This is a genomic window from Peribacillus sp. TH27, assembly GCF_016650915.1.
Taxonomy (GTDB): Bacteria; Bacillota; Bacilli; order Bacillales; family DSM-1321; genus Peribacillus; species Peribacillus butanolivorans.
Map to the genome: position 1 here is coordinate 2,333,457 of NZ_JAEKEV010000002.1, position 25,708 is coordinate 2,359,164.

General features: G+C 39.9%; 26 protein-coding genes. 13 read left to right on the plus strand and 13 right to left on the minus strand.

Annotated elements, in window-relative coordinates; all coding sequences use genetic code 11:
- Positions 1-72: 72 nt before the first annotated feature.
- Positions 73-4,545 carry a glutamate synthase-related protein gene (locus JFU24_RS12765; RefSeq protein ID WP_201222120.1) on the plus strand — a complete coding sequence of 1,491 codons (4,473 nt, stop codon included), beginning with the start codon at positions 73-75 and terminating at the stop codon, positions 4,543-4,545.
- A 367-nt stretch (positions 4,546-4,912) separates the two neighbouring features.
- On the plus strand, positions 4,913-6,004 hold the full coding sequence (locus JFU24_RS12770) for an FUSC family protein (protein WP_053344494.1): 1,092 nt from the start codon (positions 4,913-4,915) through the stop codon (positions 6,002-6,004).
- A 59-nt stretch (positions 6,005-6,063) separates the two neighbouring features.
- Here JFU24_RS12770 and JFU24_RS12775 read toward each other — a convergent pair whose 3' ends face one another.
- Positions 6,064-6,522 (minus strand): MarR family winged helix-turn-helix transcriptional regulator, encoded by a 459-nt coding sequence (locus JFU24_RS12775; RefSeq protein ID WP_157443849.1) that lies wholly within the window; start codon positions 6,520-6,522, stop codon positions 6,064-6,066.
- Between the two features lie 368 nt (positions 6,523-6,890).
- Between JFU24_RS12775 and JFU24_RS12780 the strand changes: the two genes are divergently transcribed.
- The 5 genes from JFU24_RS12780 (at position 6,891) to JFU24_RS12800 (ending at position 11,311) form a co-directional block, all read left to right on the plus strand.
- Positions 6,891-7,529 (plus strand): HlyD family efflux transporter periplasmic adaptor subunit, encoded by a 639-nt coding sequence (locus tag JFU24_RS12780; protein WP_201182799.1) that lies wholly within the window; start codon positions 6,891-6,893, stop codon positions 7,527-7,529.
- Positions 7,530-7,583: 54 nt separating this feature from the next.
- Entirely contained in the window at positions 7,584-9,188 is a 1,605-nt protein-coding gene (locus tag JFU24_RS12785; RefSeq protein WP_446728178.1) for a DHA2 family efflux MFS transporter permease subunit, read from the plus strand.
- A gap of 18 nt (positions 9,189-9,206) precedes the next feature.
- Positions 9,207-9,737, plus strand: a complete 531-nt coding sequence (locus tag JFU24_RS12790; RefSeq protein WP_053344490.1) for an NAD(P)H-dependent oxidoreductase — start codon at positions 9,207-9,209, stop codon at positions 9,735-9,737.
- Positions 9,738-9,750: 13 nt separating this feature from the next.
- Positions 9,751-10,098 (plus strand): hypothetical protein, encoded by a 348-nt coding sequence (locus JFU24_RS12795; protein ID WP_201222124.1) that lies wholly within the window; start codon positions 9,751-9,753, stop codon positions 10,096-10,098.
- A 292-nt stretch (positions 10,099-10,390) separates the two neighbouring features.
- A complete protein-coding gene (locus JFU24_RS12800) occupies positions 10,391-11,311 on the plus strand; it encodes an EamA family transporter (RefSeq protein WP_201222126.1) in 921 nt (306 codons plus the stop codon).
- Positions 11,312-11,610: 299 nt separating this feature from the next.
- Here JFU24_RS12800 and JFU24_RS12805 read toward each other — a convergent pair whose 3' ends face one another.
- From JFU24_RS12805 to fabL, 5 genes are all read right to left on the minus strand, one after another.
- Positions 11,611-13,356 (minus strand): ABC transporter transmembrane domain-containing protein, encoded by a 1,746-nt coding sequence (locus JFU24_RS12805; RefSeq protein ID WP_201250026.1) that lies wholly within the window; start codon positions 13,354-13,356, stop codon positions 11,611-11,613.
- Positions 13,357-13,778: 422 nt separating this feature from the next.
- Positions 13,779-14,309 carry a nucleoside tri-diphosphate phosphatase gene (gene ntdP / locus JFU24_RS12810; protein WP_201182812.1) on the minus strand — a complete coding sequence of 177 codons (531 nt, stop codon included), beginning with the start codon at positions 14,307-14,309 and terminating at the stop codon, positions 13,779-13,781.
- 233 nt (positions 14,310-14,542) lie between these two features.
- Positions 14,543-14,797, minus strand: coding sequence for a YgaB family protein (locus JFU24_RS12815; protein WP_053344485.1), 255 nt, complete (start codon positions 14,795-14,797; stop codon positions 14,543-14,545).
- 169 nt (positions 14,798-14,966) lie between these two features.
- The gene (locus JFU24_RS12820) at positions 14,967-15,251 is read right to left on the minus strand and encodes a gamma-type small acid-soluble spore protein (protein ID WP_201250027.1); all 285 of its coding nucleotides are present in this window, start codon (positions 15,249-15,251) and stop codon (positions 14,967-14,969) included.
- 82 nt (positions 15,252-15,333) lie between these two features.
- A complete protein-coding gene (gene fabL / locus JFU24_RS12825) occupies positions 15,334-16,083 on the minus strand; it encodes an enoyl-[acyl-carrier-protein] reductase FabL (protein WP_201182818.1) in 750 nt (249 codons plus the stop codon).
- A gap of 60 nt (positions 16,084-16,143) precedes the next feature.
- Between fabL and JFU24_RS12830 the strand changes: the two genes are divergently transcribed.
- Entirely contained in the window at positions 16,144-16,368 is a 225-nt protein-coding gene (locus tag JFU24_RS12830; protein WP_053344482.1) for a hypothetical protein, read from the plus strand.
- Positions 16,369-16,484: 116 nt separating this feature from the next.
- On the opposite strand, the gene JFU24_RS12835 is transcribed toward JFU24_RS12830, so the two are convergent.
- Together JFU24_RS12835 and mutY are read right to left on the minus strand one after the other, a co-directional pair.
- A complete protein-coding gene (locus JFU24_RS12835; RefSeq protein WP_201182820.1) occupies positions 16,485-16,748 on the minus strand; it encodes a hypothetical protein in 264 nt (87 codons plus the stop codon).
- Positions 16,749-16,864: 116 nt separating this feature from the next.
- Entirely contained in the window at positions 16,865-17,983 is a 1,119-nt protein-coding gene (gene mutY / locus JFU24_RS12840) for an A/G-specific adenine glycosylase (protein ID WP_201222130.1), read from the minus strand.
- A 205-nt stretch (positions 17,984-18,188) separates the two neighbouring features.
- Here mutY and JFU24_RS12845 point away from each other — a divergent pair, with 205 nt between their 5' ends.
- A complete protein-coding gene (locus tag JFU24_RS12845) occupies positions 18,189-19,166 on the plus strand; it encodes a metal-dependent hydrolase (RefSeq protein ID WP_053344479.1) in 978 nt (325 codons plus the stop codon).
- 57 nt (positions 19,167-19,223) lie between these two features.
- Here JFU24_RS12845 and JFU24_RS12850 read toward each other — a convergent pair whose 3' ends face one another.
- Positions 19,224-19,490: a YfhJ family protein gene (locus tag JFU24_RS12850; RefSeq protein WP_053344478.1), complete on the minus strand. Its 267-nt coding sequence runs from the start codon at positions 19,488-19,490 to the stop codon at positions 19,224-19,226.
- Between the two features lie 113 nt (positions 19,491-19,603).
- On the opposite strand from JFU24_RS12850, the gene JFU24_RS12855 reads away from it, so the two are divergent.
- Positions 19,604-19,759: a small, acid-soluble spore protein K gene (locus tag JFU24_RS12855; protein WP_034305387.1), complete on the plus strand. Its 156-nt coding sequence runs from the start codon at positions 19,604-19,606 to the stop codon at positions 19,757-19,759.
- A gap of 47 nt (positions 19,760-19,806) precedes the next feature.
- Here the strand turns inward: JFU24_RS12855 and JFU24_RS12860 are convergent, their stop codons facing one another.
- Both JFU24_RS12860 and recX read right to left on the minus strand, forming a co-directional pair.
- A complete protein-coding gene (locus JFU24_RS12860; RefSeq protein ID WP_053344476.1) occupies positions 19,807-20,118 on the minus strand; it encodes a YfhH family protein in 312 nt (103 codons plus the stop codon).
- 75 nt (positions 20,119-20,193) lie between these two features.
- Entirely contained in the window at positions 20,194-20,991 is a 798-nt protein-coding gene (recX, locus tag JFU24_RS12865) for a recombination regulator RecX (protein ID WP_201222133.1), read from the minus strand.
- Between the two features lie 127 nt (positions 20,992-21,118).
- Here recX and JFU24_RS12870 point away from each other — a divergent pair, with 127 nt between their 5' ends.
- From JFU24_RS12870 to JFU24_RS12880, 3 genes are all read left to right on the plus strand, one after another.
- A complete protein-coding gene (locus JFU24_RS12870) occupies positions 21,119-22,039 on the plus strand; it encodes a TIGR01777 family oxidoreductase (RefSeq protein WP_201250028.1) in 921 nt (306 codons plus the stop codon).
- 53 nt (positions 22,040-22,092) lie between these two features.
- The gene (locus JFU24_RS12875; protein ID WP_082527457.1) at positions 22,093-22,215 is read left to right on the plus strand and encodes a YfhE family protein; all 123 of its coding nucleotides are present in this window, start codon (positions 22,093-22,095) and stop codon (positions 22,213-22,215) included.
- A 114-nt stretch (positions 22,216-22,329) separates the two neighbouring features.
- A complete protein-coding gene (locus JFU24_RS12880; RefSeq protein ID WP_201182828.1) occupies positions 22,330-22,506 on the plus strand; it encodes a YfhD family protein in 177 nt (58 codons plus the stop codon).
- 322 nt (positions 22,507-22,828) lie between these two features.
- On the opposite strand, the gene JFU24_RS12885 is transcribed toward JFU24_RS12880, so the two are convergent.
- Entirely contained in the window at positions 22,829-24,418 is a 1,590-nt protein-coding gene (locus tag JFU24_RS12885; RefSeq protein ID WP_201250029.1) for a fatty acid--CoA ligase, read from the minus strand.
- Positions 24,419-24,550: 132 nt separating this feature from the next.
- Positions 24,551-25,702: a thiolase family protein gene (locus JFU24_RS12890; protein ID WP_201182832.1), complete on the minus strand. Its 1,152-nt coding sequence runs from the start codon at positions 25,700-25,702 to the stop codon at positions 24,551-24,553.
- Between the last annotated feature and the right edge of the window lie 6 nt (positions 25,703-25,708).

Genomic DNA, 25,708 nt, shown 5'->3' on the forward strand with positions numbered 1-25,708 from the left:
ATCCTCGTTAAATCAAATGCTACAGGAGGTGAAAGGCAGAAAATAAGGGAAAACCTTATTCACGCCAAACATATGACTCAACAATGGACACCTGCTTCATTCAAAGAATTTTACAGAGAAGAACATGATGCCTGCGGAATTGTTTCCTGCATTGAAAAAAAGAAAATCCCAACCAACGAAAATATCTTTGCCTGTATCGACGCTTTGGTTAAAATGAACCATCGCTGCGGCTTTATTAATGGTGAAGGAGATGGCGCCGGTATTCATATTGATATTCCTAGGGCTCTCTGGAAAAAGAAGCTTGAAGCGGAAAATATCGATTCCAGCATCGTCGATCAAGATGCCTTCATAGTCGGCCACTTATTTTTAAGCAATAAAACAGAAGCAAATGATTTGAAAATCGAAGTCAAAGAGAAACTCCTTCAACACGGGCTTTCCTTGATCTTCGAAACAGATAAAGCATACCGTTCTGAAGCATTAGGGCCGATTGCCATTCAAGAAGACCCAGTGTTCTGGCAATTTGCCTGTTCATCCACAATCGAAAACCACCAGGAGCTTTCCAATGCTCTTTTTGAACTAACTTCCGACATCGAAAAAAGTGATTTTATCCATGTTGCTTCTCTAAGCCAGTATCATGCGGTCTACAAAGTAATGGGGGCCGGAGATACGCTTCCTGCCTATTACCATGATCTTGCTGACCCTTTAGCCGCTTCCACTATGACCCTAGGACACAATCGTTTTTCAACTAATACTCTATCAAGCTTTTTCAGGGTCCAGCCCTTCAGTGTGCTTGGACATAACGGCGAAATCAATACTATTGCCAAATTGCGTGATGAAGCAAAAATGATTGGGGTTCCAATCGCAAAAGACGGGAGTGACTCCCAGGATTTAAACAAAACAATTGAAACATTTATCTGTCGTCATGGCTACTCTTTGTTTGAGGCAATCGATCTTGTTTTCCCTCCAATTATTAATGAAATCAAGGAATATCCTGAACACTTACAAAACTTATATACGTATTTACGAGAAGCATGGGGACATTTTGCACAGGGTCCTGCTGGAATTATCTCTCGTTTTGGCGACGAAGCAGTTTTCTCTGTCGACTCTTTAGGCTTGCGTCCACTTTGGAATATTGAAACGGAAACATCCTATATGTTCACTTCTGAACCAGGTATCATTTCTTCTAATGAATATACAGGAGATCCAAGACCATTGGGTCCAGGGGAAAAAGTCGGCTTGAAATGGAACGGTGATTCTATTGAATTGTACAACTACAAAGATTTCCAGGATAAGGTGTTTGAACTTTTCAATAATCGTTTTGTTCTTTACAATGATCTAGTTCGCTTACAGCCACAGTTTTTTGAAAAAGTGGTCTCCATGACAAACACACAAGCCATTCATAACGGCCAATATAAAGCCTTTGGCTGGGAAAGAGAGCATGTTCAATTAGTCGAACAGATGGCCGAAAAAGGAGCTGAACCTATTCGTTCACTAGGTCACGATGCACCACTGGCCGCCCTCAATCCTCAGCGGACAAATATTGCAGATTTCATTAAGGAAAGTGTCGCCGTTGTAACCAACCCAGCGATCGACCGGGATCGGGAAACCGAGCACTTCTCAACAAGAACCATCATTGGGAATCGACCTTCTTTATTTGAAGCAAAAAAGGCGGGGAAAGTTACGGAGCTTCTAACTCCTTTACTAATTGAAGGATTAACAGGTTATGAATGCTCTTCTATTGTTTCGCAGCCTAGCTACGATCAATTCGTTAAATATAATCAAGATCAAAAACTAGTACATTTTATTTCGAGCACTTTTACAGAGGATGAAAGTATTCCGGATGCATTAACCAGAATTACCGATGAAGCGGTTAACGCAATCGATGAAGGAAAAACTCTGCTCGTTTTGGATGATGCCCTCGCCCATCAAAACGGAAATCTTTGGCTTGATCCACACCTTGTCACTTCAGCAGTCGATCAAGCATTAGTCAATACAGGCAAACGTAGGGATTGTTCCATTCTTTTACGTTCTGCATCACTAAGATCCCTGCATGATATCATTGTTTCTTATGGACTTGGAGCCAACTTAATCAGTCCGTATTTCATGTTCCTATCCTTATCTTCTGATGATCTTAAGGGTGTTACCAATCTATATAACTCATTGACAAAAGGACTCGAGAAAGTTATCTCCACCATCGGCATTCATGAACTACGCGGCTATGGACGACTTTTCTCAAGCATCGGCTTGCATGAGGAAATTGCCAATTATTTAAATATCGCTAACTTCTTTGGTTCAAATGATTTAGACTATAACTTTGACAAAATAAAAGCCGACGCCATACAGCGTGCGGTAGATTACAATAATGAAAAAGAACGGATGGGTAAAACCTTTCATTTATTCCCAAGGATTTGGAAATCGATTGGAGAAGTTGCTTCAACCGGTGACTATGACGCTTATCGCGAAAAAATTACTGAACAAGAAGAGTCCAATCCGACAACGATTCGTCATTTAACATCCTTAAAAGCTTCCGATTCATCTGTCCCATCCGAAGAAGTCAGTCTTTCTATCGGCGAACAGGAGCTGCCATTTGTCATTGCCTCTATGTCCTTTGGATCTCAAAATGAGATAGCTTTCCGGGCGTACGCAGAGGCTGCCGAACGGTTAGGTATGATTAGTATGAATGGTGAGGGTGGAGAAATTAAGGATATGCTGGGCAAGTACCCGAAATCCCGCGGACAGCAGATTGCTTCCGGCCGTTTCGGTGTCAACGCAGAGCTCTTAAACTCTTCTAATCTATTAGAAATTAAAATTGGGCAGGGGGCAAAACCTGGTGAGGGCGGACATCTTCCCGGCTCGAAGGTTACCGCGAAAATTGCGGAAGCCCGGAATGCAACCATTGGTTCTGACTTAATCTCCCCTTCCAATAACCATGATATTTACTCTATTGAAGATTTGGCGCAAATGATTCATGAGTTAAAAACGGCAAACGACAAAGCCAAAGTCGCCGTTAAGGTACCAGTTGTTCCAAACATTGGTACGATTGCAGTCGGTGTCGCCAAAGCTGGCGCCGATATTATCACGCTTTCTGGTTTTGATGGCGGAACAGGTGCAGCTCGGATTCATGCCCTCGAACATGTTGGTCTTCCAGTTGAGATAGGTGTGAAGGCGGCCCATAACGCGCTCCTTGAATCCGGGATTCGTCAAAACATTGAAATTTGGGCTGATGGCGGGTTAAAAAGCTCGATGGATATATTAAAATTGATGTTGCTTGGGGCAAACCGTGTCGGCTTTGGAACCCTTTCGATGATTGCAGTTGGCTGTACAACGTGCCGTGGCTGTCATCTTGATACATGCCATGTTGGAATCGCCACTCAAATCGAATCGGAAGCCCAAGCAAAAGAACATGGGCTACGCCGCTTTGTTCCTCGAAAATTTGATTTAGCGGTTCAAGGATTAACGAATATGTTCACTGCGTTTGCCAAAGAACTTAAAGCACTGACCGGATCTCTTGGTGTGAAGAATCTTCAAGATATTGTTGGTCGCTCTGATTTGCTTCAGCAAGTTAAAGGTCAACAAACACTGGATTTAACATATTTATTAAAAAACCTGGATATAACGCCATTCTCTAATAAAGAAAAAGCGACTTATTTGAACGAGGGTTCCATGCAGGTTGCTGTAGGTGCAGAATACCTGGATTCACATGTGGAAGAACTGCAGCAATCCCGCAGCTATAGCTCGATCACATCCGAGCAGCGTGTACTCGGTAGCCGGGTATCCTGCCACCGGGTCCGAGGCAGACTCGATGGATCATACAAAAAACTTCCTCCTGTTCACCTATCCTATCAGGATGGCTCGATTCCAGGTAATGGACTTGGGGCATACAATACCGAAGGAATCTCGATTAGCGTAAATGGCGGCGCCCAGGATGGAATTGGTAAAACATCGATTGGTGGAAATATCGCCATTTTTAAATCTCCCGGGAAAGATGGAAAGTTTTATAATGGATCAGTCGGTAAAGGCTTCGGATATGGCGCACAGCACGGTCTCCTTATTGCCCAAGGCGATGCCGATGCCAGGGCAGGAATCCGGCTTTCCGGAGCAGATATGATTATTGGCGGACTGCTGAAGCAACCCATTCCAGCAAAGGAAACTGGAAATATTGCGGTAACTTCCAATATTAAGGGATTTGCTTTTGAATATATGACAAATGGAAGAGGATTGGTTCTAGGTGATCCGGGTCCATGGATCTGTGCAGGGATGACCGGCGGTGTCGTTTATTTACGTCAACAACCTGAAGCTGGATTAACGAAAGAAGTTATTCAAAAGCGGGTTGCAAAAGGAGCGAAAATTTCAATTGAGGCGCTTTCTAAAAAAGGTCTTCAAGACGTGACTGAACTTCTTGGAAAATACGTGTCTCTGTTAAAAGATCAAGGCCAAACAGAAGAAGCAACTTCTCTAGAGACTTTGCTTCAACACCCTAGTAAACATTTCCTTCAAGTTGTTCCTGTTAAAGAACAAGCGGATCCAGCTGTATCCACTGAGTAATAAAAAGTTCTCACTTGAAAGATACTTGGCAGCTTAAGTCTTAATATTATCGAAAAAGCTGATGCTCTTTATTTTGAGCATCAGCTTTTTCCAATAGTATTCTTCTATTTACACTGCCTGAAGAGAAAGACATATGAGGTAATTACACGTATGATAAATTGCCTCTATTTTCTTTATACATTAGACTTAAAATTACCCATTGTAACTTTTAGGGAATTCCTGTATATTACTTTTTGTTTACTTCCTCTTATTTTAGTGTAAAGTACTAACAAATAAGTTAGAATACAACTTTAAGCAATAGTCTATATATAACTAGAGCCTTTGTTATAAAAACCTATTACATTACAAAGAAAGGATTAACCTATATATGAAGTTTGGTGCCCGCATTCTCAAAACAGGAATAGCGATTGTTTTAGCTCTTTATCTTTCGGAACTACTTAATCTTCCTGCTCCTGTTCTTTCTGGGATTGCTGCAATTTTTGCAATACAGCCGACCATTTATCGTTCTTATCAAACGGTATTGGAACAAGTACAAGGAAATATAATCGGGGCGTTGGTAGCTGTTTCCTTCGTATTGATATTCGGAAATGACATTTTTATAATCGGCCTAGCCGTGATGGTCGTCATAACCATCAATTTAAAATTAAAAATGGATAAAACGATTGTACTTTCTATCGTGACGGTTATTGCCATTATGGAAAGTCAGCAAGGTGAATTTCTAAACTTTGCCTTTATTCGTCTCTCATCTGTTTTACTGGGGATTGTCTCATCTTTTATCGTCAATCTTGTTTTTCTCCCACCTAAGTATGAAGCAAAGCTTTATACACGCATAACAGATGTGACGGAAGATATTTTAAAATGGATTCGAATTAGCACAAGACATGCTACTGAACACACATTATTGAAAAAAGACATCAGCAGATTAAAAGAAGAGTTACTTGATCTAGAACATATCTATTCCATGTACAAAGAGGAACGTGAATATTTCAAAAAGAACAGTGTTGCTAAAGCCAGGAAGCTTGTTGTATATCGGCAAATGATTATCACCACAAAAAAGGCGTTTGAAACTTTGAAGAGAATTCATAAATTCGAGAATGAACTTTATCAAATGCCTGAAGATTTCCAACGGAGTATCTTGCAGCAGCTTGATTCCCTAATTCGTAAGCATGAACAGCTGATATTACTGCATATCGAAAAAATTAAAGCGATTGAGGAAATTGAAGATTGGGATCAGGATTGCTTAAGTCGTAAAGAGCTTCTTGCCCACTTTTTTGAACAGCAAAATCAAGTGGACGAAATGCATGATAACTTGGGCCATCTTTCTGCCCGCCTTGTACCGTTGATTTCAGCCGTCATAGAGTATGACGAACAATTGGAGCATCTTGAAAAGTTGATTGTCAGCTTCCAGTCCTTCCATAAGGATGACAATGAAATCTCTGTCCAATATGAAGAAGATTAATTAAAAAGACGGTTCCTCGGAACCGTCTTTTTTCGTTTTTCTATTTATTGTACTTCTATTCAATCTTCCAAAAGGTGTTGATCTGCTGCCTTTTCAAGCCTATCCAATTTCATTAATAAATCCTGCATCTCATCCTCTGAGAATGTGTTAAAATTCTTACCCATTAATTGGTTATGCTCCGCAAGGACTTTACCCAAAATTTCTTCCCCGCCCTTTTTTAATTCAAGGTTAATGACTCTGCGGTCCTTTTCTGAAGGCTGCCGTTTCACATAATCCATTTCGACCAATTTATCTACAAAAACAGTAATCGCACTCGGCTTCACCGTCAAAAAGTCAGCCAGTTGAGTTGATTTAATTGATCCTTCTCGCTTTAATATCATCAATATGAAAAATTGAGGCGACGTCAATCCATAAGGCTGAAGATTTTTGACAACGATGTTCCGAAGTTTCTTCCTGATTCGAAAAATCTGCATTTCTACACTATTGGTTACTTCCCATTTAAAATCCAGCCTTCTCACTCCTTATATAGGACAATCCTACCTTAAATTTAAATAAATGATAAAGTATTGTCAAATCTACTCATCTTTTATCCGTAAAGCCGCAGACTCTTCCCCTCAATTTTTCCATTAGGATTTATTTACCATAAGTAACTCCGAATATATTACATGACAAAAATTAAGTAAACTGGTAAACTTTTTATTTGATAATATTAATACTTATAAAAATTAATATTTATTAAACTTAACCAATATGTTATAAACATAGAAGGCAGGTGTTAATTAGGTCACGTCAGTTTTTTATAGAAGGACCTGCAACAAATCGTGTGACAATTTTTTAGAGCAATTCAATTGAATCATTATCAAAAATTCTTGGAGGCGAAAAACACGTGAATAAAGGACGTTTAATTTTAATCAATGTCATTGGATTAGTGGTTATTTTGGCAGTTGTAGGCGGAGGGGCTTATTACTATTATGAAAGCACGAATTTCATCAAAACAGATGAAGCAAAAGTTACAGGAGATTTATATACGATCGTAGCTCCTGCTTCTGGAAAACTAACAGATTGGGACCTAAAAGAAGGCGACATTGTCAGTAAAGACAATAAAGTGGCTAAAGTAGCAACGGTAGAAGGTGACCAAACTGTAAAAACTTCAGCTCCAGGTACAGTTGTTAAAACACAGGTATTAGAGGATCAACTTGTCCAAGCAGGTCAAACTCTTGCACAGACCATTAATATGGAAGAACTATCGATAACAGCTAATATTGAAGAAAATAAACTGAAAAACATTGAAAAGGGTGATAGCGTCGATATTATCATCGATGGAGATCCCGATACGGTTTTCGAGGGTACATTAGAACAAATCGGTTACGCAACCACATCAGTCTTTTCAGTGATGGGTAACCAAAATAGTAGCGGAAACTATACAAAAGTCACTCAAAAGGTTCCAGTTACAATTTCCATTAAGGCTCCTTCTGATAAAGTATTACCAGGCATGAACGCCGAAGTGAAGATATCAACAAAATAATCTTGCCAACTCAGGTTTACAGAAAGGAGGTTGGCTTAAATGGCTCCTCAAACAATCTCAGTAAATGAAAACAAAGGAATGAAACAATATGCTCCCATGTTAATCATCTTAATGCTTGGCTTGTTCATGGTCATCTTGAATCAAACCTTGCTAAGTGTCGCGATGCCGAGAATGATGGCTGAATTTAATGTCGCAGCAACTACGATTCAATGGTTATCCACTGGTTTCATGCTCGTCAATGGGGCATTGATTCCTTTGTCCGCTTTTTTAATTGAGCGTTTTGGCACGCGCGTCTTATTCCTCGCTGCCATGTTTTTATTCACAGTCGGAACTCTTATCTGTGGTATTGCACCAAATTTCCCTGTTATTCTTACCGGCCGGTTAATTCAGGCAGCTGGTGGCGGGATATTACAGCCATTAGTCATGACGATCATCCTTTTTATCTTCCCTCCAGAAATGCGTGGGAAAGGAATGGGAATCTTTGGGCTCGCTATCATGTTTGCCCCTGCCATCGGTCCAACTTTATCTGGTTGGGTCATACAGGAATATAGCTGGAGAGTCATGTTCTATGCAATGGTGCCATTTGGCATAATTATCATGACACTAGCCTTTTTAAATATGCGCAATGTGGCAGAACCCAAGAAAATCAAATTGGATATATTAGGTGCATCCTTATCTCTGATAGGTGTAGCATCCCTACTATACGGTGTCAGTGAAGCAGGTTCAAAAGGCTGGTTAGACGCTATCGTTCTAGGAACCATCATCGTTGGGCTTCTCCTTCTTACCCTATTTGTAGTTCAGCAGCTACAATCGGATACACCGATGCTCGATTTCCGTGTGTTTAAGTACGATATGTTCGTTTTATCAAATATTATTTCAGCTATCGTGACGGTGGCGATGTTTACCGGTATTTTCTTGTTGCCGATTTATTTACAAACGCTAAGGGGATTCACACCTGTTCAATCTGGTTTATTGATGTTACCGGGAGCACTTGTGATGATGGTGATGTCTCCTATTTCGGGAGCTTTATTTGACAAAGTCGGACCTCGTCCATTAGCACTTGTTGGTTTGATTATTACAGCAATCACAACCTTTGAATTCGCAAACCTGACTACAGAGACGACCTATTCGACTTTGGTTATCTTCTATGCCATTCGTTCTCTTGGAATGTCTTTACTGATGATGACAATTATGACAGCTGGGATGAATCAGCTTCCAAAGCATCTGAATACACATGGTACTGCGATGAGCAATACGGTGAAACAAGTAACCGGGGCCATCGGAACAAGCTTTGTTACGACCATTTATACAACTCGTGCTTCTTTTCATGGCATCACTTTAGGAACGGATATGAGTGGTAGTGACCCTGGTTTTGTGCAAAATTTCCAATCAATGGTTCAATCCATCATGAGTTCCATGAATCAAACTAGCGAACAGGCACAGGAAACCGCAATGTCACTGATTTCCACCCAAATCCAGGGTCAAGCAAACGTAATGGGAATCAATGATGCTTTCTTTTGGGCAACAGGCTTTGCAGTTGTCGGCATTGTTCTCTCACTGTTTTTGCGTGACGTACGGAAGGACAAAACATTTAAACAAACTAAACAAGAGAAAATCGATGTACCTTTATTGCCTTCACCAGTAAAAAAATCAGTTTAACCAAATAGGGGGATAAGAATGAAGATCTATGTTATATACGACAGTGAAGGCAACCACACGAAGGCACTTGCCGAAGCAATCGCTCATGGAGCCGCTATGGTTCCTGGAGCTGAAGTTCTAATTGATCATGTAAACGAGGCGGATGTATATAAGCTTCCAGAAATGGACGCCATCATTTGGGGCTGTCCCGGACATTTCGGAACCATCAGTTCGAGTCTGAAAACCTGGATTGATAAACTAGGCTATCTATGGGCGGAAGGTAAACTAATCAATAAAGTCGGGGCTGTATTCTGTACAACGGCTACCTTACATGGCGGGCTGGAGGCTACGATGCTGAACTTGATTACTCCGATGCTTCATCAGGGGATGATCATTGTTGGTTTACCTGGTACTGTTCCTGAAAACGCATTATACGGGTCTTATTATGGTGTGGGAATCAGCTGTCCACCCGGCGTAGATGACAGCATCACCACAAAGGACTTCCAGCTTGGAGAAGCATTAGGAAAACGGGTAGCCCATGTCACCCGATCATTCATAAACGAGCTCTAGGAGGCTTGATTCAATGGGCATAATTCTAATTATTATCGTTGCCATTTTAGCGGTTACGGGTTTAATTACTTTTAATATCAAAGCGTTATCCCCTGATGAGAAGCCGGTCGTTGAGGAAGAGCACTCTTTAGAAGAGCCCGCTTTTTCCCCAGAAATTGACCTTAGTACCGAAATCATTGTCCAAAAGGACAGGGATGAACTGAAAATGAAGGATGATGATTATCGTTTGGTGCTTTCTAATCTTCACAGTCAACAGCACTCAAACGATGATTCATCTGAAGAAAACAATCCAACCGTTCGCAAAATGAAGGATGAAGAATATCGCGGCACGTTAGAGGATATTCAGCAAAATGGCAAATAAAATAAGATCCTCACATTGGCGTTAGACCATGTGGGGATCTTATTTTATAATTCAGAGTATAAGGGAATCTAAAGGGCTGTTGTCGCCTTAAGCTTACCCATCGACGAGTTTACTTTACTTTTTTTTCTGGTTGACAATTATTCACAGAGACTTTAAGCTAAGGTAATGCAACACCATCATTTTTAAACTCAGCTTTTGTTGAGAGACGGAATTTTAAAAGGATTTCCTTTTTTCGTTCGTCACTTGCCCTTTAGGCAGGTGGCGATTTTTATTTTTATAGGGGTGAAAAATTATGCAACTATTGAAGTATTCCATAATGGTTTTAATCGGCTCTATCTCATACGGTACATTATCCACTATGATTAAGTTTGGATTCATGGACGGCCATTCTTCCGGAGAATTAGTCGGAAGTCAATACCTGGTCGGCTGGCTGATTGTCTCTGTTTTATTTCTTTTTTCGTTTAAATATAAAGTTTCATGGAAAAGTGCCGGATTACTTTTATTCACAGGGATGATGTCCACTTTTGTCGGGAAGGCATATGCCGTCTCAGTATCAGAGCTTCCAGCTTCGATAGCCGTGGTATTTTTATTTCAGTTTACCTGGATCGGCGTCCTAATCGAAAGCTTTCTAAATAAAAGACGTCCGGATAAAAATAAACTCATTGCCATTTTCGTTCTATTTATCGGTACGTTATTAGCTGGAGCAATTTTTGGCCAGCCTCTCTCTGCACTTAGTTTTAAAGGAGTATTGTTTGGCCTTTTATCGGCGTTACTTTTTGCTCTTTATATGTATTGTAACTCTCAGTTCGCCGTTGGAGAATCTTCCATGAAGCGGTTGTTTTTCATTGCAACAGGGGCGATGCTGACTGCTGTATTCACTACTAACCCTATCACACTTGTAACAAATCTGGTTCAAACAAACCTATGGTATTATGGTCTACTGCTTGGCACGTTGGGTGTCCTTGTTCCTTTCTTTTTCTTTGCTGTCAGTATGCCGAAAGTTGGTGTCGGGCTTGGCACGATTCTTTGTGCGGCAGAATTGCCCTCCGCGATGGTCGTTTCGGTTATCTTCCTAGATGAACAAGTTACATCCCTGCAGTGGTTCGGAATGTTCTTGATTATTATCGGAATTGCATTACCTGAGGGGATAAAGCATCTCACTAGATTTCTTCCTAATAGTAAAAGGACTTCGCACGAAAAAAGAGTATCCTAATGAATATAGCAGGTTCTTTTAACTGGAAGTATTGCAGGCTAAATTACTTTTTTGTTTTACTTTTCACATTTAAAACAGCTGAAAATTCAACAATAAAGAGCATCGATTACCGATGCTCTTTTAGTATGCAAATTACATCATGAACGACTTTAACAATTTGGGAGCTTTACACTTATTGTGATAGTTTTTAAATAAAAAAGAGACCATTGCACTACTGCGAAATGATCTGCTCTTTTATTTAAAATTCCTTCTGTAGTGAATCCGTAATATATACAAGGATTTCCTATATGCTATTTTTCTTAAGCATCCAATTGTTGAACTTGAAATAGGTTATAGTAATGCGCTTGTTTTTTCATTAGTTCCTCATGTGTTCCGATTTCGGTAATTTCCCCATTATCAATATGAACAATCCGATCGGCATGGGTAATGGTTGATAAGCGGTGTGCTACAATGATCGTGGTCCGTTTTTTCGCTAATATATCAAGCGCTTCTTGGATGTAATGTTCACTCTCTAAATCCAAGGCGGATGTTGCTTCATCCAGAACAAGGATAGGCGGGTTTTTCAAAAATACCCTCGCAATGGCAACCCGTTGCTTTTGCCCCCCGGATAATTTCACGCCCCGCTCACCCACTTTAGTTTCGTAACCGTCTTTTAAAGACGTAATGAAGTCATGAGCATTTGCTGCTTTTGCTGCTGCAAATACTTCTTCATCACTTGCCTCAGGCCGTCCCATTAGGATATTTGCCTTAACTGATTCACTAAATAAGATATTATCCTGAAGCACCATTCCGATTTTATCTCTTAGGCTGCGGACTTGATATTTCCGGATATCCGTTCCATCTAGTAATACGCTTCCCTCTGTTACATCATAGAAACGTGAAATTAAACTAACGATTGAGGATTTCCCTCCGCCACTCATTCCAACAAGTGCAATGGTTTCACCCGGTTTCACATCCAGGTTGATATGTTTTAAAACAGGTGCCTCTTTCTCATCATAAGCAAATGACACATCCTGAAACGTAATTCGGCCTTCTACCTGCTTCAGCTCTTTTGAACCCGGTTCATCATCTATATCATATTTCTCATCCACAAATTCAAAAACCCGGTCCATAGACGCCAATGTTTGTGTCATTGTCGTCGAAGAGTTAACTAATCGTCTGAGAGGATTATAAAGCCTGTCTATGAAACCGACGAAGGCTACCATAGTACCTAGCGTCAACTGCTCATTGATGACTTGATAACCCGCAAAGCCAATCACTAGTAAGGGTGCAATATCTGTAATTGTATTGACGACAGCAAATGACTTAGCATTCCAACTCGTATGTTTCAGTGCCTTATCCAGGAAATTTTTATTCTGCTTCGCAAACAGTTCCTGCTCACGATCTTCAATCGCAAAGCTTTTAATAACCGACATGCCTGAAACACGTTCATGAAGATGACTCTGCACATCCGCCAACGCTTGAGACCTAACCCTTGTATAGGTTCTGAGCTTTCCAAAAAAGTGTTTGATTGAAAAAGCATAAAATGGCAACATAATGATGGATACAATGGTTAGCTTTACGCCCATCGTGAACATAACCACTATCACAATAATAATTGTAGCGATATCTAGCCAGAGATTCATCAAACCGGTGATAACAAAGTTCTTAGTTTGTTCCACATCCGTGATCATCCTTGAGATGACCTCGCCCACTCTTGTGTTGGAATAATATTTAAAACTTAGTTTTTGTACATGGGTAAATAAATCATTACGGATATCATATAAGATTTTTGTTCCTGTCCATTGAGCAAAATACTGCCGGTAATACTCGATGGGCGGTCTTACCGCTACAAAGATAAAAAGCATGATTCCCATAGCCCATAAAAGGCGTTCGGATTTCATATCAGTAGACAGATCACTATTGATGATGTCATCCACAATATATTTACTAAGCAAGGGAATCAACAGTGGAATCGCGAATTTTAACAGCCCAATCAATACCGTCCCGATAATCTGCCATTTATACGGCTTAACAAATTGTAAATATCTCTTAATGCTCTCCACGGGATTCCTCCATTTCTCCAAATAATTTTGAAGAAGATTTAAGATAGTAATGCTCTAGTATTAGTTTATACTGTATAATATCGAGTAAAAGATTCCAGAAGATACACTTTCAGTTTTATTTTCCTTTTAGAAAATTAAGCTATCATTAGTCTTTCACATATTCACGTTCTCTTCCAAATATTTTATGAATAGTTCCAAAATATTCTTTTCAACAACATATTATTCAGAGGCTTTCTATAAACGGGAATCATTTCAGCATCTCGTAAGTTTAACTTTAAAACCGCAACAGTTAAAGGAATAGGGCTTACTTCTAGAAAAATAAGATGAATAACATGTATAATCTGTCGCATTGATTTGTTAGAGTACTGGGGAATACACAATAGAAAAAAAGCCTGCTAGATAAGCAGCAGGCCTTTTTACTATTATCGATAAGTTAAAAAGCGTTCATACCAACTATCAATAAATTCTGCGGAGAATGGTCCTTTTCGCTGGCGTATCATATAAATTAAATAATCTACGTTCTGTTTTAATATTTGATCGATAGCATCAGGATAATTCATCTCTTTCCGATGCCTTTCATATTCATCCTCATCCAGCAAATTAAACGTCATATCTGGGAATACTTTGATGTCCAGGTCATAATCAATGTATTTCAATGCTCCTGGGTCGCATGTGAACGGAGAACTGATGTTGCAATAGTAATAAACCCCGTCCTCTCTCAACATACCAATAACATTAAACCAATACTTTGAATGAAAATAGCAAATCGCCGGCTCTCTTGTAATCCATGTCCTTCCATCTGATTCCGTCACCATAGTACGGTCATTTGCCGCTATCACCAGATTTTGGGTTCCTTTTAAAACGGTTGTCTCTTCCCAGATACGATGGATATGTCCATTATGTTTATAGCTATGAATTTGGATTTTTCCTCCTTCGGCAGGAACAATCCCCATTTATCTCTCCCTACTTTCTATAGACACCCTTTCAGCGTACTGTGCCCTATTCCGTTTGCAGTTGTTGTGTGTATTTAATATATATACTTTTTTCCATTTACCCTATATTCCTATATTATAGCGATTTATTCATAAATTTAAAACAAAAGTGGCTAATCCCCCAGTAAAAATGTGAAAAAAAGCCAAAAAAATCTGACCTTCCACTCATTTCTACTTAGAAATTAGCCAATTATTTATTGTACTGCAGCCTGTCCTTGCTGAAAATAACGAATGACCTCTTCTGTTTGCCTCTCGAACATATCATGGATACATTTCAATTCTTGCTTCTTAAGTTGAATCTCTTCCTGAATGGTAACTGCTTCACTCTCCTCTTGCAGATCAAGGAGTTGCTTCTCTATATCTTGGCATCTTTCGATTTCAGATTGTAAAAGTAAAAGCTTTTCCATCGTTTTCAACTGATTGTTTATAAGCTGATTAAATTGCTCCATGATTGCACCATCCTAATCTGTATTTTTTCTATAGTATGTATATTCTATTTTTATCTGATATCTCCTTTGACATAAAATGTAAACGTAAAGAAACATTTGTCGAATACAAAAGAAGGGAAAAAAATAAAAAGACACCCTTCAAAAGAAGGATGCCTTTTCGTATCAGCAATTAGCCTTGGCTTTTATTGCTTTGAGATTTTTGGTTTTGTTTTTTCACTTCTTGAACATTTGTCTCACTTGCAAACTCAGTTCCGTATTGACCTTGACCTTGACCTTGACCTTGGCCTTTATTTTGCTGAGATTGCATGTTTTGTTGTTTCACTTGTTGAACGTTTGTTTCACTTGCAAACTCAGTACCGTATTGGCCTTGACCTTGACCTTGCTGAGATTGCGCATTTTGTTGTCTCACTTGTTGGGCGTTAGTACCTGCTTTTGATTTATTGTTGTTAGCCATTAATATCACCTCCACAAATAATAAGATAACCAATATTATGGAGTGTTATCCGGCTAAAAACATTTAAATTTTACCAGTTATATTAAACAAGCAAAGAGATGCCTCCATCAACAATTAAGGTTTGTCCGCGAATCATACTTGCTCCATCGGAAATTAAGAATAGGATGGTGCTCACCATATCTTCTACCTCAACCATCCGTCCAGCCGGAGTCTGTTCAGCTGCTTCAGCAAGCATTTCATCCCGATTCGGGAAAGATTTTAGCGCATCCGTATCAATCACACCGCCTGAAACGGCATTGACACAAATATTCATTGAAGCCAGTTCAACAGCTAAATATCTTGTCAGTGCTTCAAGCGCCGCTTTCGATACTCCGACAGCTGTGTAATTTTTCAAATAGCGGATGGAACCAAGTGAACTGATACTTACAATTTTACCTCCACCATTTCTTTCCATCAATTTCGCCGCTTCCTGGGCACAGAAAAGGAGGGCTTTTGTATTGATATCCATTGTCCAGTTCCAATGGGTTTCTTCAAGCTCCATTAACGGGCGCTGCACACCTGATGCAGCATTATTGATGAAGATATCCAAACGTCCATAATACGCATCGATTTCCTCAAACATGCTTTTCACTTTCGCAACGTCACCGACATTCGCTTTTACTACAAGGGCTTTACGACCCAATGCTTCAATTTCAGCAGCTACCTCTAATGCTTTTGACTTGCTCCGGGCATAATTAATAACGAGGTCGTATCCTTCCTCTGCAAGTCTTAATGCTGTGCTTCTTCCTAGACCTTTACTGCTTCCTGTAACGAGCGCTACTTTTTGTTCCATTTGTTTATTCATCCTTTCTGAGTAAACACCCATCACTTTAAAAAAGGAGTGTTACTTTTTATGTATGTTGGACGTGATATGACAGAGTTGTCGATGATGAAAAAATCGGATTGGGAAAATAGTGAACTTGCCTATTTTCATCACTCCCTTCAACAAATGGTACCTTATTTAAACCAAGAAGGACAGAGTATCCATACCGAAATCGTCAAAGAAATTGAAAATAGAGGCGGAATTAACAGACAAGAAGCCAATTACACCCATGGAACAGAAACAAGCTACGATTAATTTAACTTTATACAATTGAAAATTGAGCGAAAAAGAAGAGGGTATCTTAGCGGATATCCTCTTTTTGAGTATAAACTATTGAGAGGAACCATTGCTGGCTTTTCATATTTATTGAGCTATCTCTCCGTAAAGATTTTTTTATAGGAAAATATAATAATTCCGCAAATCAGAGCTACACCTACAAGTGATAACAAGTAAACAGAAGGGGAAATAACTTTACCAAAGACTACTTCATTTTGAAGTGTCTCCGCTTGACCCCATGCGTTTTCAATTCCTGGTTTATATTGGCTTGTTTTTATAGATCCGACTATCATCGTACTAACAAAATAAAACACATGAAGAATTATTGAACCAATAAATGCTTGAAAAACTACCTTCATTTATATGCCCCCTCCATATCCTTATATTACCATAAAAACAATGTACTATCTTATCCGGAACGCACTGCTTGTTCTATTTAAATTGGTTGTATGGAGGGTATAAAAAAAACGATAACTTAATTGATACCCTCTTTATCGTTATAAGCCTTCATCATTTTTTGGTGTGAAACCGGAAACGCGAACTCCTCCATCTCCGTTTTACTCACCCACTTCAGCTGATTCTCTAATAACGTCGCTTCACTAATTTTTTCTTTGACCGTTCCAGTATACGTATCCACTTTCCAGACAAGGTGTGAAAAAACATGTTCAATTTTCACAAGCGGATCTGTAATCTCCGGTTTTACACCGTACATTTCTTGAAATCGACTTTCAAAGAATTCCCGTTTATGCTGAAGGGATGTATGGTTTTCGAAGTTTGGATATTCCCAAAGGTTTGCTAGCAATCCTTCAGATGCTCGCTTGTGAATTAAAAATTCACCTTTTTCATTCGTTAATAGCACAGCCACAATTGGTACATCACGCGTTTTTTTCTTTTGGATTTTCACCGGCAGTTCTGACTGAACCCCTGCCTCAAAGGCAAGACAGTGACTTTGAACTGGGCACAGCAGACAGGCAGGCTTACCAGGTGTGCATATTAAAGCCCCCAGTTCCATTAAGGCCTGATTGAAAGCAGATGTATGGTTGTGATCAATCAGCTTACGAACAGCAGCTTCAAATGTCTTTCGCGTCTTTGGCTTTGCAATATCTTCATAAATCATTAATATCCTTGATAGTACACGCATGACGTTCCCATCCACAGCAGGCTCCGGCTTGCCATAGGCTATGCTCAGAATCGCTCCAGCTGTGTAAGGACCAACACCTTTTAACTTAGAAATTTCCTCGGGACTGTCTGGTACAACACCATTATATGACGCCTTTACCTCTTGAACAGCACTATGCAGGTTCCTGACCCGCGAATAGTAACCGAGTCCTTCCCATGCTTTTAATATTTTTTCTTCATCGGCATTGGCAAAATCCTCAAGTGTCGGAAACCAGTCTATAAACCGGTTAAAATAAGGAATGACCGTATCCACTCGCGTTTGCTGAAGCATAATTTCTGAAACCCAAACACGGTACGGATCCTTGCTTTCCCTCCATGGCAATTCTCTTTGTTCTTCGAGAAACCAGGAAACTAAATCTTTTTGAAACGCCTCGATATTTATTTTTTCTATTGTTGGGATATTTATTTCTTTCACTTCAGTTCCTCCAAAGATGTTACACTTTTATTAAAAATGGGAATACATAATAGTAGGCATTCTTTTTTTTTATCATGTTCATATTTATTTTATTGTAATAGGTCACAAAAATAAGTCAAAAATATATTCATTTGATGGATAATATATAAATACGGTATGATTAAGGAAGATCTTTTTTTCAAATTGTGGCAGGGAGGTTAGACTTTTGGATACAGGTACTCACTTTGTCATGGGAATTGCTCTTGGAGGACTTGCCACATTAGATCCTGTTATTGCGCAAAGTCCAGTTACTGCAAGTGCAGTCATTGCAGGTACGATATTAGGATCACAAGCTCCTGACATTGACACCGTTTTAAAATTACGAAATAACGCTGTATATATACGAAATCACCGTGGAATTACACATTCGATTCCCGCTGTATTACTTTGGCCCTTGATTATCAGCGGTGCACTTTTCGCCTTCATACCTGAAGCAAATTACCTTCATCTTTGGCTTTGGACCTTTTTAGCCGTATTTCTTCATGTTTTTGTCGATATCTTTAATGCCTATGGAACACAGGCGCTAAGGCCTATTTCTTCCAATTGGGTAGCTCTAGGGGTCATCAATACATTTGACCCGTTCATTTTTGGAATCCATGTTGCCGGCTTGATATTGTGGGGGTATGGATTTCCTCCCGGCTATTTATTTCTCTCCATTTACGGGATACTCGTGATCTATTATATCTCTAGGTTCAGGGAACAGGCTTTCATTAAAAGAGCTGTTAAGCAGCAAATTCCGGGAGCAAGAAAAATTATTTTATCACCAACCATGCGTTTTCATCGCTGGAAAATAGCCGTGATTACCGAAAAGCATTATTATGTAGCGAGAGCTGATAATGGTTATGTGACGATTCTTGATACATTTGATCGAATTCCATTGCCTGAAAGCAAAATTCTCGAAGCCGCCAAGCTTGATATCAATTTGGCTGCCTTTCTGTCTTTTTCCCCTGTTTACCGCTTTGAAATTGAACAAATTAAGGACTATTACGAAGTCCGTTTTATTGATTTAAGATACCGAAGCAATGGGTATTACCCCTTTGTAGCAGTCGTCCATTTAGACAGCGACCTAAATATCTTGAATTCGTATACCGGTTGGATCTTTAGTGAAGCGAAACTGCAGAAGAAATTGAATATTATTTTGTAGGTCTAGGCAGATTTAAAAAAGGCTGATTCCAGGGGAAACCCGCTGGAATCAGCTTTTTTAATGCAGTCGATTCTGTTGATTTAATAAATGCTTATATTTAGGATTTTTCGCAATGAATTCGTGGAATTGTTCACCGTAATTATCAATCCAGGTCTGGACAACACGTGACGTCATTTCTTCGCCAGCATACTCATGCCCAGCTTTTGCATAGGTCGCTTCGAAATCTTCCCATAATAATTCCACCCAAGTTAAAGCTTGCTCATACGTGATGTGATCATTTTTCTCAAGCAGGATCTTGGTTAATCTTTCATGGTAATCATTCATTAGAACCACCTCATTGCCAATATTTTTACAGACTGAACTATACTGTTCTTTACCCATACTAGTAGTAAGCGGAAACGCTGTTTTCTTAATTCTGATGTTTGGAGGAGAAAAACTTGCGAAATAAACAAAAAGGATTCCCCAACCAAAACAATAATAAATTTCAAGGTGAGCCTCGTGCAAAAGCGAGATATGCTTCAAAGCGTGCGGATGGCAGCATTAACACACACCCTCAAGAACGTATGAAAGCATCAAACGAGCGATCGAATTAGAAACAATATTCAGAAGGAATCGGGTCCTCCCGGTTCCTTCAATCTTATTATCTCAACATCGAAATCGGCAGTGCTTCTTCCTTCCCGCTTCCACCCAAACGGTATCCCCAGGCGAATACACCATTCATATAATCAATTTTGAAATAGACTCCCGGATCGCCTTCAATTTGATAAATTTCACCTTTTTTAAAATCATCCGGATTTAACAGATAGGCTTTGGCCATAGTTACTTTGCGTTCCAACACAGAGAATTCGTTAACCATCCCTAATTGCTCAGCTTTTCTCGCTTTTTCGGTTAACGCTGCAATTTCCTGTTGTAGTTCATAGGCCGACAACTTGCTGTATCTTACGTCGCTCATATATATGGCTCCTTAAATTAAATATTAATTTACTTCTATATTAAACAAAATTTTGCGATTTGGCTATCGATGTACTTATTCCATATCTGAATTGGAAAGATATCGGTCAATTAATTCTATTGGAAAACCTTTTCGGTATAATGCCTGCTTCATCTTTTGTTCATATTCGAAGCCTTCATAGTTTTTATAGCGGCGCTGCGTCTTTTCTGCATGATGACATAGCGAATCCCATTGTTCATCTTCATCCTTTTCTACCGTCACATCCTCAAGTGCCTCGAGAATGACATCTCTTGGAAAACCTTTTCGTGTCAATGTCTGTTCAAGCTTCTGCCTTAAAGCTCGTTCCGAGATATTTTTTTCTTTTTTCACCGATTTTCCCGCAAGCTTTTTCGCATGCTCAATTTGAATATCATAGGGGTATTCCTTCAAAGCCTCCACAACTAGCTTTTCTTGTATTCCTTTTTCCTTCAGTTCCATCTTAAGGGTAGTAGGCCCTTTATTGCCTCCGTTTACATGGGTCCGCACGTAAGCCTTGGAAAATTCAAGATCATCTAAATAGTTAAAGCTGTATAGCTTATGTATCGCTTCCTTTATAATCGGTTCTTCTATTTCCTTCTTTCTTAAATAAAGGCGAATTTCCGATTCTGAACGCATGCGGTATGATAAATAATTAAGAGCATCCGTAAATGCCTTTTGAATTTCATCATGGAATTGTATTTCAGCAAGAAGCAGATCATCAAGTGCAGTACCCTTTTTCAAGTGAAATTTCAATAAAACTTCTTCGTCCACACTAAACGCATATTTTTCATCAACAAATATGTTATAACGATCTTTACGTTTTTTTTGGGTTGTTATTTTTGTTATGTTTGGCATAAAATCCACCCCCATCCCTACTTTACCCCTTTACGAGTACCTTTTCTATATATAGCATGTCTAAAAATGAAAAAAGAACAAGGGCATGTTAAAGTGAATAAAAGACAGGAAAAAGGAAGTGGTTTTCATGAAAATAGCCATTGCTGGTGGAAGCGGTTTTGTCGGCACAGCCCTTATCGATGAATTATTAAAAGAAAATCATGATTTATATATATTGACACGTCATCCTGACAAATATAAAAGACGGGAAAATCTCCAATATATCGGCTGGCTGACCCCAGACTCAAGCCCTGAACAAAATTTAGAAGGCCTTGATGTGTTCGTTAACCTTGCCGGTGAGTCTTTAAACAGTGGGCGTTGGACCCCGGAACGAAAACGCCGGATTGTCGAAAGCAGAGTTGAAGCTTCCAAAGAAATGAACCGGATTCTTTCTAAGCTTCCCGATAAAGTTTCTGTCATTATCAATGCAAGTGCAGTGGGTTTTTATGGTATCTCTGATCATGAGACCTTTACCGAAACCTCTGATTCCATCGGTGATGATTTCTTGGCCCGTACAGTTAAGCTATGGGAAAAAGAAGCAACCAAATCCCGCTCATACAGTAAGCGAGTTGTCCTTACAAGGTTTGGTGTGATTCTAGGGGAAAAAGAAGGTGCACTGCCAATGATGGTTCTTCCTTATAAACTTTTCGGCGGAGGAAAAATGGGCAAAGGAAGTCAGTGGCTTTCCTGGATTCATATTCACGACGTCGCCCGTGCAATTGTTTTTTGTATGAACAATCAACACATTCAAGGTCCAGTCAATTTCACAGCACCTAACCCGGTTCAAATGGATAAATTCGGAAAAGAAATTGGTACTATCATGCACCGGCCTCATTGGTTACCTGTTCCTCCCTTCATGCTAAAAACCATGCTCGGTGAAATGAGCATACTTGTGCTAGAAGGCCAAAAAGTCCTTCCTAATAAACTTGCAGAGGAAGAATTCACGTTCACTTTTCCAGCCCTTAATACGGCTTTACACAATATCTTAAAAGAAAATTCTCATGTATGAATGAAACTTTTTAGGAAAAAATAGGGATATCAAGTGAAATGGAGATGATCTAATTGCCCAAAAAACAGGAAAAAGAAAAAAGTACCTTAACGAGCACGCAAGCAATTCTTTATTCTCGAGAATTTAAAAATGCAGACCGAGCAGGTGGATTTAACGAGAAGAAATCTCGCCGTTAAGTTTGGAGTATTTTCCCGTACATTTTGATCTACCATTCAGCATAAAATAAGCTAGCGATGATTAAGGAAATCATCGCTAGCTTATTTATTTCTTTACTCTAAGGGGGCGCTGATATGGGACGCAATAATAATCGAGACAATAACGTTCAAAAACTTCCACAAGTTCCTAAAAACCTAAAAAGTGACGGACTTGATGTCGAATATTCTTCAGAACTGGCTGACCAACAAGATATTGAAGCACAAGCGCGATCCAATGCGGCTAATCGCCGTGCCCATAACCGCAAATTATAACTTTTACACCTTAGGGGGCTGTTAGTCAGCCCCTTAAATTAGCTTACTGACACCGTCTTATCCACACCCCTGTGTATATTGTGGATATTTTCTGAAAATACTGACAAATAATAGGTGTTTGCCTCGCGGTATCAACATGTAAATAATGTAATTTCTGGATAACTATGTGGATAGTGTGGATAACCCTAAGATCTCATTGATTCAACTGCATTTCATTTGTGGATAACTTTTCTTTTTCTTACATAAAAAAGCATTATCCTAAAATGATTTGACTGGATTATTTATTTTCATTTTACTAACTCAACTAAAAAAGCCATTCTGCTTAAAACAAAGGAGGTTTCCCCACCTTTTGGTATTCAGCCACAGTTTCTTCCAACTGTTTACGGAGCATGAATTTTTGAATTTTCCCACTTGCGTTTCGAGGTAACTCTTTACAGAAGATATATCTTCTTGGACGTTTATAGTTAGCAAGTGTATCGCTGTTCTTACACCAGTCTTCTAGATCATTTTCCGTCAACAACGGATCTTTAGCCACTACAAAGGCCGTTACCGTTTCTCCCCATTTATCATCAGGCTGACCAATTACTGCACAGTCGAGTACTCCTTGATGCTCATAAAGTGTGTCTTCCACTTCACGTGGATATACATTTTCGCCACCAGAGATAATCATGTCATCCACACGATCCTTGACCCACAAATATCCATCTTCATCAAGGAAACCTATATCCCCGGAATGGTACCAGCCTCTGTAAAGTGCTCTCTCTGTCTCTCCATCTCTTTGAAAGTACCCTTTCATGATGCAAGGGCCTTTTACAAGAATTTCCCCGATTTCTCCGGGTTCGAGTGCATCATCGGGATCCGATGGGCCTTCGTCATTTGGACGGGCAATGACGATTTCATGATCGCGGCACGCTTGGCCGGCAGAGCCAGCTTTACTTATTTGATCATCCTCTAATAGTAGAGTGATGGCCGGACCCATTTCCGTCATTCCATATGCTTGGATAAATTGAATGCCCAGTTTTTCCTGACAAGCAAGTACAAGCGTAGGCGCCATTGGAGCGGCTCCATATAGTCCCAGCTTCAAACTTTGAAATTTATAATCATTCAGATTTTCCTGAATAAGCATATTCCACATCGTTGGGGCCGCAAACAGTTTGGTAATCCCTTCGGATTCAAACAGTTCTAGTACCTTTTTAGGATTGAACTGATGAAGAACTACATTCGTTGCACCAACCTGCACGCGCGGTAAAAATGAACAGTGCAATTCCGCACAATGAAACATTGGCGCGGTAATCAAACCGATATCAATGCTTTCATACTTCATCGCCTCTGATAAAATCATAGCCTGCTCGACTATATCTTTATGAAGGTGAATTACTCCTTTTGGCCGTCCTGTCGTCCCGCTTGTATACATAATGGCATAGACATCATTCTCGTGAATGTCTACATCAACAGGCTTAGAAGATGTACTGACCATTTTTTGGCGGTATCCTTCGGCAAAGCGAGGCACATTCTCATCAATATACCAGAATGCTATTTCAGGGAAGCGTTTTTCAACAGCTGCCACAGTCGATTCCAATTCACCTTCAAATAAAACGACCTTTGGCGCCGCATCACTTAAGATGAATGCAAGCTCTTCTGCCATTAAGCGAAAGTTGATTGGATTAAAGACCGCACCGATTTTTGCACAGGCAAAGAATGCGGTGGCAAGTTCTTCATTATTATAAAGATAGGTAGAGACCCGGTCCCCTTTTTGGACACCTTCTGCTTGGAGAGCCGCCGCCAACCTATTCACCTGCTCATTCCATTGAATGTAGGTATAGCGGATATTTCTTCTCACGTCGTAGATAGCTTCTTTAATGGGGAATTTTTGAACCGTCTGATCAAAGATATTTTTAATCGTTACTGACATATCATTTCCTCCTCAAGTAAACCCACTATCAGCAGGATGATTTCACGTCATGCTCCTGATGGTCGGCTTTATCACTTTTTCAGCCTTTACTTTCGTGTGAATTTCTAATGTTATTCACGAGAAAATACCGTCTCAATCTATTCTTTCAATAATGGTAGCATTCGCCATTCCGTGACCTTCACACATTGTTTGTAATCCATATCGGCCGCCTCTTCTTTCTAATTCATGGATCATCGAAACCATTAAACGGGCACCACTGCCGCCAAGAGGGTGTCCTAAGGCAATCGCTCCTCCATTTGGATTTAGCTTCTTAGGGTCGGCCCCTGTTTCTTTTAACCAGGCAAGCGGTACAGGAGCAAAGGCTTCATTAACTTCAAAGACATCGATATCATCAATGGAAAGACCTGCTTTTTCCAATGCTTTTTGAGTGGCAGGAATTGGACCTGTCAACATTAAGGTAGGATCTGATCCGACAACAACCCGTGTATGCACTTTAAAGCGTGGTTTCAATCCAAGCTCTTCTGCTTTACTACGCTCCATTAATAGTAAAGCTGCAGCACCGTCACTTATTTGGCTTGAGTTCCCGGCATGTATTAATCCTTCTTCTTTAAAAACTGCCTTCAGCCCTGAAAGGACTTCTACCGTAGTTCCCCCCCTTGGTCCTTCGTCTTCGGTAACTTCAATATGATTTCCTAATTTATCTGTACCTGTAACTGTGATTATTTCACGGTCGAAATAGCCTTCCTTTTGAGCACGTATTGCCCTCTCATGGCTTTCAACAGAAAACTGATCACATTCCTCACGGGTGATTCCCCACTTTTCTGCGATTCTTTCAGCCGATATACCTTGGTTGATTACCTCGTAGCTGTCTAAATACTTTTGACTTGTTTCAGCTCCTTGATAATTTGAACCCATTGGGACACGAGACATGTTTTCTACTCCTCCTGCTACGACCACATCCATATCTCCTGACAAAATGGCTTGGGAAGCGAAATGGACAGCCTGCTGACTCGATCCGCATTGTCGGTCAATTGTCGTACCTGGCACTTCAATCGGATAGCCGGCAATCAGAGCAGCAATCCGAGCAATATCTCCGGCTTGCTCCCCAGCCTGCGAAACACAGCCTAAAATGACATCATCGATGATGGCATGATCAATGCCTGCTATTTCAACCAGCCTCTTTAATACTTCACCTGCTAAATCATCTGGGCGAACATCCTTTAAGACACCGTTTCTTCTGCCAACCGGAGTACGAATTCCCTCAACAATTACCACTTCCCGCATGTAATC

What these genes read in the sequence shown, in the direction of transcription:
- ntdP (WP_201182812.1), bottom strand. Translation starts at nt 14,309, where the DNA reads ATGGGGATTGTTCCTGCCGAAGGAGGAAAAATCCAAATTCATAGCTAT.
- JFU24_RS12880 (WP_201182828.1), top strand. Translation starts at nt 22,330, where the DNA reads ATGGGACGCAATAATAATCGAGACAATAACGTTCAAAAACTTCCACAA.
- JFU24_RS12795 (WP_201222124.1), top strand. Translation starts at nt 9,751, where the DNA reads ATGGGCATAATTCTAATTATTATCGTTGCCATTTTAGCGGTTACGGGT.
- JFU24_RS12835 (WP_201182820.1), bottom strand. Translation starts at nt 16,748, where the DNA reads ATGAAGGTAGTTTTTCAAGCATTTATTGGTTCAATAATTCTTCATGTG.
- JFU24_RS12830 (WP_053344482.1), top strand. Translation starts at nt 16,144, where the DNA reads ATGTATGTTGGACGTGATATGACAGAGTTGTCGATGATGAAAAAATCG.
- fabL (WP_201182818.1), bottom strand. Translation starts at nt 16,083, where the DNA reads ATGGAACAAAAAGTAGCGCTCGTTACAGGAAGCAGTAAAGGTCTAGGA.
- JFU24_RS12820 (WP_201250027.1), bottom strand. Translation starts at nt 15,251, where the DNA reads ATGGCTAACAACAATAAATCAAAAGCAGGTACTAACGCCCAACAAGTG.
- JFU24_RS12790 (WP_053344490.1), top strand. Translation starts at nt 9,207, where the DNA reads ATGAAGATCTATGTTATATACGACAGTGAAGGCAACCACACGAAGGCA.
- recX (WP_201222133.1), bottom strand. Translation starts at nt 20,991, where the DNA reads ATGCCAAACATAACAAAAATAACAACCCAAAAAAAACGTAAAGATCGT.
- JFU24_RS12850 (WP_053344478.1), bottom strand. Translation starts at nt 19,490, where the DNA reads ATGAATGATTACCATGAAAGATTAACCAAGATCCTGCTTGAGAAAAAT.
- JFU24_RS12770 (WP_053344494.1), top strand. Translation starts at nt 4,913, where the DNA reads ATGAAGTTTGGTGCCCGCATTCTCAAAACAGGAATAGCGATTGTTTTA.
- JFU24_RS12870 (WP_201250028.1), top strand. Translation starts at nt 21,119, where the DNA reads ATGAAAATAGCCATTGCTGGTGGAAGCGGTTTTGTCGGCACAGCCCTT.
- JFU24_RS12890 (WP_201182832.1), bottom strand. Translation starts at nt 25,702, where the DNA reads ATGCGGGAAGTGGTAATTGTTGAGGGAATTCGTACTCCGGTTGGCAGA.
- JFU24_RS12885 (WP_201250029.1), bottom strand. Translation starts at nt 24,418, where the DNA reads ATGTCAGTAACGATTAAAAATATCTTTGATCAGACGGTTCAAAAATTC.
- JFU24_RS12765 (WP_201222120.1), top strand. Translation starts at nt 73, where the DNA reads ATGACTCAACAATGGACACCTGCTTCATTCAAAGAATTTTACAGAGAA.
- JFU24_RS12815 (WP_053344485.1), bottom strand. Translation starts at nt 14,797, where the DNA reads ATGGAGCAATTTAATCAGCTTATAAACAATCAGTTGAAAACGATGGAA.
- JFU24_RS12860 (WP_053344476.1), bottom strand. Translation starts at nt 20,118, where the DNA reads ATGAGCGACGTAAGATACAGCAAGTTGTCGGCCTATGAACTACAACAG.
- JFU24_RS12800 (WP_201222126.1), top strand. Translation starts at nt 10,391, where the DNA reads ATGCAACTATTGAAGTATTCCATAATGGTTTTAATCGGCTCTATCTCA.